Source organism: Burkholderia sp. PAMC 26561, assembly GCF_001557535.2.
GTDB lineage: Bacteria > Pseudomonadota > Gammaproteobacteria > Burkholderiales > Burkholderiaceae > Caballeronia.
Genome location: NZ_CP014306.1, coordinates 627,728 through 640,165, shown reverse-complemented (window position 1 = coordinate 640,165; position 12,438 = coordinate 627,728). Strand labels below are relative to the sequence as shown.

General features: G+C 60.4%; 12 protein-coding genes. 5 read left to right on the top strand and 7 right to left on the bottom strand.

What is annotated here, in order from left to right; translation table 11 throughout:
* Positions 1-14: 14 nt before the first annotated feature.
* Positions 15-1,568, bottom strand: a complete 1,554-nt coding sequence (locus tag AXG89_RS02900) for an N-acetylmuramoyl-L-alanine amidase (protein WP_062167850.1) — start codon at positions 1,566-1,568, stop codon at positions 15-17.
* The gene (gene tsaE, locus AXG89_RS02895; RefSeq protein WP_062167848.1) at positions 1,550-2,101 is read right to left on the bottom strand and encodes a tRNA (adenosine(37)-N6)-threonylcarbamoyltransferase complex ATPase subunit type 1 TsaE; all 552 of its coding nucleotides are present in this window, start codon (positions 2,099-2,101) and stop codon (positions 1,550-1,552) included. Before tsaE ends, AXG89_RS02900 begins: the two co-directional genes overlap by 19 nt.
* Before the next feature lie 17 nt (positions 2,102-2,118).
* Between tsaE and queG the strand changes: the two genes are divergently transcribed.
* Entirely contained in the window at positions 2,119-3,363 is a 1,245-nt protein-coding gene (queG, locus tag AXG89_RS02890; protein WP_062167847.1) for a tRNA epoxyqueuosine(34) reductase QueG, read from the top strand.
* 23 nt (positions 3,364-3,386) lie between these two features.
* Positions 3,387-4,310, top strand: a complete 924-nt coding sequence (xerD, locus tag AXG89_RS02885; protein ID WP_119024617.1) for a site-specific tyrosine recombinase XerD — start codon at positions 3,387-3,389, stop codon at positions 4,308-4,310.
* Between the two features lie 15 nt (positions 4,311-4,325).
* Here xerD and AXG89_RS02880 read toward each other — a convergent pair whose 3' ends face one another.
* Complete coding sequence (locus AXG89_RS02880) at positions 4,326-5,846, bottom strand: class I adenylate-forming enzyme family protein (protein ID WP_062167843.1); 1,521 nt, start codon at positions 5,844-5,846, stop codon at positions 4,326-4,328.
* 1 nt (position 5,847) lies between these two features.
* Positions 5,848-6,999, bottom strand: coding sequence for an acyl-CoA dehydrogenase family protein (locus AXG89_RS02875; protein WP_062167841.1), 1,152 nt, complete (start codon positions 6,997-6,999; stop codon positions 5,848-5,850).
* A 126-nt stretch (positions 7,000-7,125) separates the two neighbouring features.
* Between AXG89_RS02875 and AXG89_RS02870 the strand changes: the two genes are divergently transcribed.
* Positions 7,126-7,617: an aminoacyl-tRNA deacylase gene (locus AXG89_RS02870; RefSeq protein WP_062000970.1), complete on the top strand. Its 492-nt coding sequence runs from the start codon at positions 7,126-7,128 to the stop codon at positions 7,615-7,617.
* A 51-nt stretch (positions 7,618-7,668) separates the two neighbouring features.
* A complete protein-coding gene (gene plsY, locus AXG89_RS02865) occupies positions 7,669-8,292 on the top strand; it encodes a glycerol-3-phosphate 1-O-acyltransferase PlsY (RefSeq protein WP_062167839.1) in 624 nt (207 codons plus the stop codon).
* A 77-nt stretch (positions 8,293-8,369) separates the two neighbouring features.
* Here plsY and AXG89_RS02860 read toward each other — a convergent pair whose 3' ends face one another.
* Positions 8,370-8,855 carry a YajQ family cyclic di-GMP-binding protein gene (locus AXG89_RS02860; protein WP_062167836.1) on the bottom strand — a complete coding sequence of 162 codons (486 nt, stop codon included), beginning with the start codon at positions 8,853-8,855 and terminating at the stop codon, positions 8,370-8,372.
* 125 nt (positions 8,856-8,980) lie between these two features.
* On the opposite strand from AXG89_RS02860, the gene murB reads away from it, so the two are divergent.
* Positions 8,981-10,000 carry a UDP-N-acetylmuramate dehydrogenase gene (murB, locus tag AXG89_RS02855; protein WP_062167834.1) on the top strand — a complete coding sequence of 340 codons (1,020 nt, stop codon included), beginning with the start codon at positions 8,981-8,983 and terminating at the stop codon, positions 9,998-10,000.
* Positions 10,001-10,063: 63 nt separating this feature from the next.
* Here murB and AXG89_RS02850 read toward each other — a convergent pair whose 3' ends face one another.
* Together AXG89_RS02850 and argF are read right to left on the bottom strand one after the other, a co-directional pair.
* Positions 10,064-11,293 carry an argininosuccinate synthase gene (locus AXG89_RS02850; RefSeq protein ID WP_062167832.1) on the bottom strand — a complete coding sequence of 410 codons (1,230 nt, stop codon included), beginning with the start codon at positions 11,291-11,293 and terminating at the stop codon, positions 10,064-10,066.
* Between the two features lie 111 nt (positions 11,294-11,404).
* Positions 11,405-12,334 (bottom strand): ornithine carbamoyltransferase, encoded by a 930-nt coding sequence (argF, locus tag AXG89_RS02845; protein WP_062167831.1) that lies wholly within the window; start codon positions 12,332-12,334, stop codon positions 11,405-11,407.
* Positions 12,335-12,438: the final 104 nt, after the last annotated feature.

Sequence of the window (12,438 nt, the reverse complement as noted above, 5' to 3'; positions counted from 1 at the left end):
CATGGTGCATTGCTTCAGGTCATCCGGCTCTTCGCCAAGGGCGGGTTCGCCGCGAAATATCGCTTGATGCCTTTCATGATCGCGTTGGCCATCTTGTCGCGATACGCGTCGTCGTTCAGGCGCTGCTCTTCTTCCGGGTTACTGATGAACGCGGTTTCCACAAGAATGGACGGAATATCCGGCGCCTTCAGTACGGCGAAGCCGGCTTGCTCCACCGAGCCCTTGTGCAGCTTGTTGATATCGCCGATCTCGTTGAGCACGAAATTGCCATAGCGCATGGAATCGCGGATCTGGGCAGTCGTGGACATGTCGAAGAGCGCGCGGTTGACGCTTGCATCCTGGGTTGTCACGTTGATGCCGCCAATGGAATCCGACGAGTTCTCCTTGTTCGCCATCCATCGTGCAGCCGCGCTCGATGCGCCATGATCGGATAACGCAAACACGGACGACCCACGCGCGGATGGCGTGGTGAACGCATCGGCGTGAATCGATACAAACAGGTCCGCGCCCACGCGGCGCGCCTTCTGCACACGCACGTTGAGCGGCACGAAGAAGTCGTTGTCGCGCGTCATCATGGCGCGCATGTTCGGCTGGGCATCGATCTTGGCGCGCAGTTTCTTGGCGATATCGAGCGCGATATGTTTTTCGTACGTGCCGCCGCCGCCGATTGCGCCCGGATCCTCGCCGCCATGACCCGGGTCGATCGCAACCGTGAGCAGGCGCGTCGTGCCGCCTTTGCTGCTTTTCGGATTGGCGAAGCCGTAGTCGTCGCTGGTAGTGCTGTCGGACGAGTCATCTTTGGCGATGGCCGTCGGCGGCGCGGGTTTGATCGTCGGTCGCGGCCTGGCGAGAGGGACGGCCGGCGCTGAGGGCACGACCGGCGCGGGCGATGGCGCACGCGGCAAGTCATTGGCCTGCGCGTACTTCTGGAAAAACTCGTCGGTGTTGTCCGGCGCGTTCGACTTGGGCGCCGTTGCCGGACCGCTCAGCGTAGCGGGCGGCTGAGTTGGATTCGGGTTGCTCTGGTCGATAGCCTGCTGCTTGTGCTCGGACTGCGCGAGCAGATCCATCAGCGGATCGGGCGCGACAGCCGGATACAAATCGAAGACCAGCCGATACTTATAGCTGCCAATAGGCGTCAGCGTGAACACCTGCGGTTTCACCGCGCCCTTCAGGTCGAACACCATGCGCACGACATGCGGCTGATATTGCCCGATACGCACCGACTGGATCTGCGGATCGTTCGGCGTGATCTTCGAGACCAGGTCTTTCAGTTCCTGATCGAGATCCAGTCCGTTCAGGTCGACCACGAGCCGGTCCGGCCCCTGCAGCAATTGCTGATTGTTTTGCAGCGGTTGATCCGACTCGATCGTCACGCGGGTGTAATCGCGAGCGGGCCACACGCGCACGCCGAGCACCGAACTCGCGTATGCGAGCTTTGGCCCAAGCAATGCAAGCGCAATGGTCGATGCCCCTGCGCGCAGCACCTGGCGCCGGCGCCAGTTGTGCGACGCGGTGGCGGTCGATTCGATCGAATGAAACGGCTTGATCAACAACTTTCGAGACATGACTTTCCTGTTTCGCTAAACGCGCGCGCGGTCAGCACGCGGCCTTCGCCTTCCTGTTCCAGCTTGAATTCGAGATCCGGCACACCCAGCAATCCGCCGGCGCGTTGCGGCCATTCGATCAGGCAGATCGCGCCCGAGTCGAAGTACTCGCGAAAGCCGGCATCGATCCATTCGGCTGGATCGGTGAAGCGATAAAGATCGAAGTGATAAAGCTCCAGCGCGCCCGTTTGCGTTGTTTGCGTGGCAAGCGAGTACGGTTCGACGAGCGTGTAAGTTGGACTGCGCACGCGGCCCGCGTGACCGAGTGCGCGCAACGTTGCGCGCACCAGCGTGGTTTTTCCGGCACCCAGGTCGCCGATCAACTGGACCTGCAAACCGGGAAAACGTTCGCCGCTCGTGCTGAGCAACGCGAGAATCGCCCGTGCGAATTGTCCGCCGAACGCAAGCGTTGCGTCCTCGCCGGGCAGGTCGAAGCGGCGTTCGAGGAGCGCGGCGGGCAGATTTGCAATCGATCGAGTGAGGCTGTCGGGCATTCTCGTAAAATGTCGTGATGAACCGTTTGCCGGAACACCCTGTGGAACACGAGCGCACGTCGGACGACGCCGCCGAAAACCCGCGCCACTTCAGAATTGATGACAAAGCTGCGCTGGCTGAACTCGCGCTGCGCATCAAGGCGTGGGGGCGCGAGTTGGGGTTCGGTGCGGTCGGCGTCAGCGACGCCGACTTGACGGATGCCGAAGAAGGCCTCGCATCGTGGCTCGAAGCAGGCTATCACGGCGAGATGGATTATATGGCCAAACATGCGATGAAACGCGCAAGGCCGGCCGAGCTTGTGGCCGGTACGCGACGTGTTATTACAGTTCGGATGGCCTATCTGCCGGCATCGACACTCGATGGCAAGGCGCGCGAAAGTACCTCGACAGCCGGCGAGGAGCCGCTCGACTGGCGCGCTGCCGAGTGGGCGCGTATCGATGATCCGGCCGCGGCTGTCGTGTCCGTTTATGCCCGCGGCCGCGATTATCACAAGGTCATGCGCAGCCGTTTGCAGCATCTGGCGGATCGCATCGAAGCGGAAATCGGGCCGTTCGGGTACCGCGTGTTCACGGATTCCGCACCGGTTCTGGAGGTTGAGCTGGCGCAGAAAGCCGGGAACGGCTGGCGCGGCAAACACACGCTGCTGCTGCAACGTGACGCAGGGTCGCTGTTTTTTATCGGTGAGATTCTGGTCGATATTCCGCTTCCTGCCGACGCCGAGACCCATCCCGAACACGCGCCCGAGCACGAAGGTTCGCATTGCGGAAGCTGTACGAAGTGTATCGATGTATGTCCGACGCAGGCGATCATCGCGCCGTACAGGCTCGATGCGCGGCGCTGCATTTCGTATCTCACCATCGAATTGAAGGGCAGTATTCCGGAGGAGATGCGGCCGCTGATCGGCAATCGGGTCTATGGTTGCGACGATTGCCAGCTCGTGTGTCCGTGGAACAAATTCGCGCAAGCCGCGCCCGTCGCGGATTTCGATGTCCGGCATGGGCTCGATCGCGCGTCGCTCGTGACGCTGTTCGGCTGGAGCGCAGCCGAATTCGATGAGCGCATGCAAGGCAGCGCGATTCGCCGTATTGGCCATGAACGATGGCTGCGCAATATTGCCGTGGGCATGGGCAACGCGTTACGCTCCACGTCGCTCGATGCGGATTCGCGCTCGGAAATACGCAACGCGTTGCATGCCCGCGCCGGCGATGCATCGGAGCTCGTGCGCGAACACGTGCAATGGGCGCTACGGCAGGCAGCATGACGCAACGCTTAAAGGAAGCATCAATGGACGTGACCGAGGTGGAACGAGCGCAGGAAATGGTGTCGAGCAGCGCGTCCATCGACCTGTTTTGCGATGCGCTCTGGCTCGAACACGGGCTCGCCAAGAACTCGCTGGAAGCGTACCGGCGCGACCTGAGGTTGTTTGCCGAGTGGTTATCGAAGACGCGCGGCGGTGGTATCGATACCGCCACCGAAATCGACATGAACGGCTACCTTGCCGCGCGACGTGCAGACAAGGCGACATCGGCGAATCGCCGCCTGTCCGTATTCCGCCGATACTACGCGTGGGCGCTGCGTGAACATCGCGCGCTGGCCGATCCCACCCTGAAGCTGCGCTCCGCCAAACAGGCGCCGCGTTTTCCGAAAACGCTGAACGAGGCGCAAGTCGAAGCCCTGCTGAATGCGCCCGACGTGGAAACCGCGCTCGGCTTGCGCGATCGCACGATGCTCGAACTCATGTACGCAAGCGGATTGCGCGTGACCGAACTCGTGACCTTGAAGACCGTTGAAGTCGGCTTGAACGAAGGTGTGGTGCGCGTGATGGGCAAGGGGTCGAAAGAGCGCCTGATCCCGTTCGGCGCGGTGGCTCATGACTGGATCGAGCGGTATTTGCGGGAATCGCGTCCGGCGCTGCTTGGCGCCCGCGCCGCCGATGCGCTTTTCGTGACCACGCGCGGCGAAGGCATGACGCGTCAGCAATTCTGGAACATCATCAAGCGCCACGCACTGACTGGCGATGTTCGCGCGCCGCTTTCGCCGCATACCTTGCGGCACGCGTTCGCCACGCATTTGCTGAATCACGGCGCGGACTTGCGCGTGGTGCAGTTGCTGCTCGGGCATACGGATATCTCGACCACGCAGATCTACACGCACGTCGCGCGTGAACGCTTGAGGACGCTGCACAAGGAGCATCATCCGCGGGGTTGATGTTTCACTTAAGAGCTAAAGCTCATCCCTGAGCTTGTGCTTCAACACCTTTCCCGTCGATGCCGCCGGTAACGCCGCGAGCACGCGGATCTCCGCCGGACGCTTATAAGGCGCAAGCCGCGCGGCGCACCACTGGACAATGTCATCGGGCAGCGCATGCACCGACGGCAGCAATTCAACGAACGCGACCACTTCCTCGTTGCCTTCGACCGTTCGCCCGATCACCGCCGACTGCAGCACGCCAGGATGCGCATTCAGCACGTTCTCGACTTCCGCCGGATAGACGTTGAAGCCCGAGCGGATGATCAGCTCCTTGCTCCTCCCCGCAATTACCAGCGCGCCATCCGCCTCCAGCCGCGCGAGATCGCCAGTTCGAAGCCAGCCGTCTTCGGTGACCGTCGAGCGCGTCTGGGCATCGTTGCGGTAATAGCCGAGCATCACGTTCGGTCCTCGCACCCACAATTCGCCGACTTCGCCCGACGGCACATCGACGCCGTCCATCCCGACAAAACGCAGTTCGATGCCCGGTATCGGATGTCCGGCCGCGCAGTCTTCGCGCGGCGCATCGAGCATGGTCTGCGCAATGGTCGGGCTGCTTTCCGTCATGCCGTAGCCGTTGTGCAGCGGTACGTTGTAAAGCGCTTCTACGCGCGCTTTCAACGCGGGATCGAGTGGAGAGCCGCCCGAATAGGCAAAGCGCAACTGGGGTGCGCGCCAGGGTTGATTGCTTGTCTGCACGTGCTCGACCAGCTTCGCGTGCATGGCCGGCACGCCCTGGAAGATCGAGATGTTTTCTTCGGCCAGCGCGTGGCGGACGGCATCGGGCGCGAAGCGCGGGGCAAGCCTCAGCGTGGCGCCCGCATACAAGCTGCCAAGGCACACCGAGGCCAGCCCGTACACGTGCGTAATCGGCAAGACGGCATAAACCACGTCCTCGTGCGTCACGCGCCGCAACGTGCTGGAAATCGCCGCGATGAACAACACATTGCGATGCGAAAGCATCACGCCTTTCGGCGCACCCGTCGTGCCCGTGGTGTAGATCAGCGCGGCGCATTGACGGGCGGGATCGGTGTGAACGGGTTCAGGCGTGACTGACGCGTCCACTACGAATTGCCACGCATCAGCGCCCGGCGCCGCGTTCAATCGTTCTGCATGATTCGCCGCGTCCTTCGATGCCTCCACAGTGAGCGCCACCACGCGCGGTTTTGCGTGATCGCGAATGGCATCGACTTCACTTGCCGAAAGTCGCGCGTTGGTCAGCACACACCATGCGTCGAGTTTCGCCGCCGCGAACATCAGTACGACCTGCGCGATACAGTTTTCACTCACGATCATCACGCGATCGCCGCCTTTCACACGAAGTTCGGCGAGCTGACGAGCGGTTTTATCAACTGCTTGCAGCAACTCCGCCGCGTTCAGACGCCGACCGTCCTCGATAAGCACGACGTGTTGCGGGTCCCGCGCGGCGAGACGTTCGGGGATGTCCGAAATGCGCCTGGGCAGCGCGCGAAGCAATGCATCGACATCGATATCCATCTCAAATCTCCGTGCCGCGCATCAAACCGCGCGCGATGATGACTTGCTGAATCTGCGACGTGCCTTCGTAAAGCCGGAACAATCGCACATCGCGATAAAACCGCTCGATCCCGTACTCCGAGATGTATCCCGCGCCACCGTGAATCTGCACCGCGCGATCCGCTACGCGCCCGCACATTTCGGTCGCAAAGTATTTCGCGCACGACGCCTCCACCGATACGTCGCGGCCTTCGTCACGGCGGCGCGCGGCGTCGAGCACCATGCATTCGGCCGCGTAGATCTCGGTCTTGCTGTCGGCGAGCATGCCCTGGACGAGCTGGAATTCGACAATCGGCTGGCCGAACTGCTTGCGCTCGGTTGCGTAGGCGAGGGCGTCGCGCAGCATTCGTTTCGCCGCACCAATCGCCACGGCGGCGATGTGCAAACGTCCCTTGTCGAGCACTTTCATGGCCGTCTTGAAGCCGACGCCTTCAACGCCGCCAATCAACTGTCCTGCCGGAATGCGGCAATTTTCGAAGATCACGTCGCATGTATGTGCGCCGCGCTGGCCCATCTTTTTATCGGGCCTTCCAAGCGACACGCCCGGCGATTCGCGCTCCACGATAAACGCCGAAATGCCGCTCGCGCCTTTCGCGTCGCTCGTGCGCGCCATGACCGTATAAATGCCGGCCTCCGGCGCATTCGTGATGTAGCGCTTCGTGCCGTTCAGCACGTAATGATCGCCGTCCTTTTTTGCAGTGGTTTTCAGCGATGCCGCATCCGATCCCGAATCCGGCTCCGTCAGGCAAAACGAGCCGATCAAGTCGCCCGCGGCAAGCTTCGGCAGATAGTGACGCTTCTGCTCCTCGCTGCCGTCGAGCAGGATTCCGATGGAACCAATCCCGTTGTTGGTCCCGATCACCGACCTGAATGCCGGCGATGTCTGGCCGAGTTCGAACGCCACGCGCACCTCTTCCTCCATGGTGAGGCCGAGGCCGCCGTAGGCTTCGGGTATCGTCAAGCCGAACAGGCCGATCTCGCGCATGGCGGCGAGGACATCGGCGGGAATCTGGTCGGTTTCATCGACCTCGGCTTCGCGCGGCACGAGCGTCTCGCGCACAAAACGGCGGATAGCGTCCTCGAGCAGCGTCTGGGTTTCTGAATCGCGAATCACGTTTTGAATCTCCGGGTGATGCAGGTCTGATCGATATTTCCGAACGATCGTGCCACAGTAAATCGGCTCGCACAATTGGCCGTTTGGCCGATGGTGGCCCCGCTTTCGCGCCGCTACAATGCCGACATGTCCAAGGTAAAACACATTTCGGAAACGCCGGCGACGCAGTTTTTGCGCCGGCACAAAGTCGAGTTCGGCGAGCATCCTTATGAATATGTCGAGCATGGCGGCACGGAGGAATCGGCGCGTCAGCTCGGTGTAGACGAGCATTCGGTCGTCAAGACGCTCGTGATGGAAGACGAGCACGCGAAGCCGTTGATCGTGCTCATGCATGGCGACAAAACCGTCTCGACCAAGAACCTCGCGCGGCAGATCGGAGCCAAGCGCGTCGAGCCGTGCAAGCCTGAAGTGGCGAACCGGCATTCGGGTTTCCTGATTGGCGGCACGTCGCCATTTGGTACCCGAAAGGCGATGCCCGTGTACGTAGAGTCCAGCATTTTCGATCTCGGCACAATTTATCTGAACGGCGGGCGGCGCGGGTATCTGGTGAGTATCAGGCCGCAGATATTGACCGGGTTGTTGAAGGCCACGCCCGTGAATTGCGCGAGCGTCGATTAGAATGCGCGTCTTGAAATCCCGCTTTCCGTTTCCGAAGACAAGAAGAAATCAATGAACAATGTGATTGTCGCTGTGGTGGCTTATCTGATCGGCTCGATCTCGTTTGCGGTCGTCGTGAGTTCGGCCATGGGTCTTGCCGATCCGCGCTCGTACGGCTCCGGCAACCCGGGCGCGACGAACGTCCTGCGCACGGGCAACAAGCTGGCCGCGGTTCTGACACTGCTTGGCGATGCCTTCAAGGGCTGGCTCGCCGTATGGCTCACGGTGCATTTCGGCGCACGCTTCGGACTGGACTCAACGGCGATCGCGCTTGCGGCCATCGCCGTATTTCTCGGTCACCTGTACCCGATATTCTTCAAGTTCCAGGGCGGCAAGGGCGTTGCAACGGCGGCGGGCGTGTTGCTCGCAATTCATCCGGTGCTCGGGCTGACTACGTTGCTGACGTGGGTGATCATTGCGGTGTTCTTCCGGTATTCGTCACTGGCCGCGTTGGTATCGGCGGTATTCGCACCGTTCTTCGATGTGTTCCTGTTTGGTCCGAGCCGGATATCGCTCGCCGTCGCCGCCATGAGCGCGCTTTTGATCTGGCGGCATCGCGCGAATATCAAGAAGTTGCTCGACGGAAAGGAAAGCCGCATCGGGCAGAAGAAGGCGGCGATTCAAACGCCTCAATAGAGGCCGCGCTAAAACAAGAAAGCCGCCTGAAAGGCGGCTTTCTTTCTCTACGCGTCAAGCTTTGCGAAACCGGTCCATCAATCCCGGAAGTTGTTGAAGTCAAGTGGCGCGTCCGTCACGTCTTTCTTCAACATGGCGATCGCGCTTTGCAGATCGTCGCGCTTCGTGCCGTTGATGCGCACCGCGTCGCCCTGAATGCTGGCCTGGACCTTGATCTTGCTGTCCTTGACCATCTTGACGATCTTCTTTGCAAGGTCGCCGGTCACGCCTTTCTTGATCTCGACGACTTGCTTCAGCTTGTCGCCGCCGATCTTCTCGATCTTGCCGTAATCCAGGAATCGCACGTCCACATTGCGCTTTGCCAGCTTCGACAACATCACGTCCTTGACCTGGCCGAGCTTGAAATCATCGTCGGCAAAAAGCGTCAGGTCGCGATCCTTTTGCTCGATGCGCGAATCCGAACCCTTGAAGTCAAAGCGCGTGGAAATCTCCTTGTTCGACTGTTCGATGGCGTTTTTCACCTCGATCATGTTTGCTTCGCTGACGACGTCAAACGATGGCATTTGTATTCCCCTTCGTTGAGGCGAGGCGCCAGGCTGCCTGCACGCACTCGCTATAATCACTAACCAACGTCATTCTACCGATGCCGTCCCGGTTTGCCCAAGACCACTCCCTTAGTGCTGCCTCAATGCCCGAGTACGAACTCCTCTCCGACTACCCGCTGCTCGCGCACAACACCTTCGGTTTCGATATCCGCGCCAGACTCGCGCTTCGGCTGACGCAAGAAGCACAGATTGTGGCGCTTGCTCACGACGAACGTCTCAAAGACAGGGCACGGCTAATTCTTGGCGGTGGCAGCAATGTGGTGCTGACGAAGGATTTCGATGGCGTTGCATTGCTGATGGAATTGCGCGGACGTCATGTCATCGATCAAGACGGCGAAGCGGTGTATGTCGAAGCCGCTGCAGGAGAAAACTGGCACGAATTCGTTGCATGGACCTTGTCGCAAGGCTTCCCGGGACTCGAAAACCTCGCGCTGATTCCCGGAACGGTGGGCGCGGCGCCGATCCAGAACATCGGCGCATATGGGCTGGAAATGGGCGAGCGCTTCGAACGCTTGCGGGCTATCGAGTTATCGACGGGCGAAACGCGCGAATTCGATCGCAACGCGTGCGCGTTCGGTTATCGCGACAGTTATTTCAAGCGGGAAGGGCGCGGACGTTTTGTGATCGTTTCGGTGACGTTTCGTCTGCCGAAAAAGTGGACGCCGCGTGCGGAATACGCAGACATTGCGCGCGTGCTGGAAAGCGGCGCGTCGGACAATCCGCAAGCGATCTTCAATGCAGTCGTCGCCGTGCGTCAGGCGAAGCTGCCCGACTGGCGCGTGCTTGGAAACGCCGGAAGCTTTTTCAAGAACCCGGTGATCAGCGCGGCCGAGTTCGATGCGCTCAAGGCGCGCGAGCCGGAACTCGTCTCGTACAAACAGCCGAACGGGCAATTCAAGCTGGCAGCGGGCTGGCTCATCGACCGATGCGGCTGGAAAGGCCGTTCAATCGGCGCGGCCGCCGTGCACGACCGGCAGGCGTTGGTGCTGGTCAATCGCGGCGGGGCATCGGGCGCGCAAATCCTCGAACTCGCCGATGCGATCAAACGCGACATCCACGCGCGTTTCGGCGTCGAGCTGGAAGCAGAACCGGTATGCCTTTGACGCGGCACTGATGCCCCATAAAAAAACCCGCCGAAGCGGGTTTTTTCACATTTTCGATACCGCTCAACCACCACGCTTGCGGCGCGCATTTTCCGCAATCCGCATCCGCAGCGCATTCAGCTTGATAAACCCGCCGGCATCGGCCTGATCGTAGGCGCCGCCGTCGTCGTCAAACGTGGCGATGTTCTTGTCGAACAGTGTTTCCTTCGAATCACGCGCGACCACCGTCACACTGCCCTTGTAAAGCTTCACGCGCGTCCAGCCGTTCACCTTGTCCTGCGTGTGATCGATCAGCACTTGCAGCGCGCGACGCTCCGGGCTCCACCAGTAGCCGTTGTAAATCAGCGCGGCATAACGCGGCATCAGGTCGTCTTTCAGATGCGCGACTTCACGATCCAGCGTGATCGACTCGATCCCGCGGTGCGCCTTGAGCATGATCGTGCCGCCCGGCGTCTCGTAGCAACCGCGCGACTTCATGCCGACATAACGGTTCTCGACCAGATCCAGCCGGCCGATTCCATGCTTGCCGCCAATCGCGTTCAGTTCGGTGAGCATGTCCGCCGGCGACAAACGCTTGCCGTTCAACGCAACCGGATCACCCTTCTCGTATTCGATATCCAGATACTCCGGCTGGTCCGGCGCATCTTCCGGCGCGACCGTCCAGCGCCACATGTCGGCTTCGGCTTCGGCCTTCGGATCTTCCAGGTGACGGCCTTCGAATGAAATATGCAGCAGGTTGGCGTCCATGGAGTAGGGCGCGCCGCCTTGCTTATGCTTCATTTCGATAGGAATGCCGGCCTTTTCCGCGTAAGCCAAAAGCTTTTCGCGCGACAGCAGATCCCATTCACGCCACGGCGCGATCACCTTGATGCTTGGCTCGAGCGAGTAATAACCCAGTTCGAAACGCACCTGATCGTTACCCTTGCCGGTCGCGCCGTGCGAAACGGATTGCGCGCCCACGGCACGGGCGATTTCGATCTGACGTTTCGCGATCAGCGGACGTGCAATCGACGTTCCGAGCAGATATTCGCCTTCGTAGACCGTGTTGGCGCGGAACATCGGGAACACGAAGTCGCGGACGAATTCCTCACGCAGATCTTCAATGAAAATGTTGTCCTGCTTGATGCCGAGCTGCAGCGCTTTCTTGCGCGCCGGTTCGAGTTCTTCGCCCTGACCGATGTCAGCGGTGAACGTCACGACTTCGGCGTCGTAGTTGTCTTGCAACCACTTCAGGATGACGGAGGTATCGAGGCCGCCCGAGTAGGCGAGCACGACTTTTTTGATATCGCTCATGGTGAACTCGTATGGCTGGAAAACGGTGTGCGCCGGGCTTTCAGCGCGCGGAAAACCGCTATTTTGACACTAAATGGCGGTCATTCCGCATTTTCGGGACGATGCGGCGTTTCAATGATTGAGTTTGCCGAGCAGCAGATACTCCATCAACGCCTTTTGAACGTGCAGACGGTTTTCGGCTTCGTCCCAGACCACGCTTTGCGGACCGTCGATCACTTCGGCGCTCACTTCTTCCCCGCGATGGGCCGGCAGGCAATGCATGAAGAGCGCGTCCGGATTCGCGCGCGACATCATGTCTGCATCGACGCACCAGTCGGCGAACGCCTTCTTGCGCACTTCGTTCTCGGCTTCAAAACCCATGCTGGTCCAGACGTCCGTGGTGACCAGATCGGCGCCGGTGCAGGCGTCGTTCGGATCAGCGAACTCTTCATAGAACGGCGCGCTTTCCGGCGCCACCAAGGTCGGATCGAGCGAATAGCCGGGCGGGGTGGACAGGCGTAACTTGAAGCCGAGGATCTGCGCGGCCTCGATCCACGTGTACAGCATGTTGTTGGCGTCGCCAACCCAGGCCACGGTTTTTCCCGCGATAGGGCCACGCAATTCGTAGTACGTGAACACATCAGCGAGAACCTGGCACGGGTGATACTCGTTCGTCAGCCCGTTGATCACCGGCACGCGCGAGTTTTCGGCGAAGCGCTCGATGATGTGCTGGCCGAACGTGCGGATCATGATGATGTCGACCATGCGTGAGACGACCTGCGCCGCATCTTCGATAGGCTCGCCGCGTCCCAGTTGCGTATCACGCGTGCTGAGGAACACGGCATGGCCGCCGAGCTGGAAGATGCCGGCTTCGAACGACAGCCGCGTACGCGTTGAATTCTTCTCGAAGATCATCGCCAGCGTTCGGTCGTGCAGCGGGTGATAGGTCTCGTAGCTCTTGAACTTGCGCTTCAGAATACGTGCGCGTTCGAGCACGTAGTCATAGTCGTCGAGGGAGAAATCCTTGAACTGCAGATAGTGGCGAATTTTTTTTTCGGTCATGAAATGCGTACGGCGGCTTCAGCCGGCAATTGCGCCGGACGGCTCCGCCGTCGTGGTGGTATTGAATTTCAGCATAAAGGAAATTCTGTCGTTTGACGAGATGG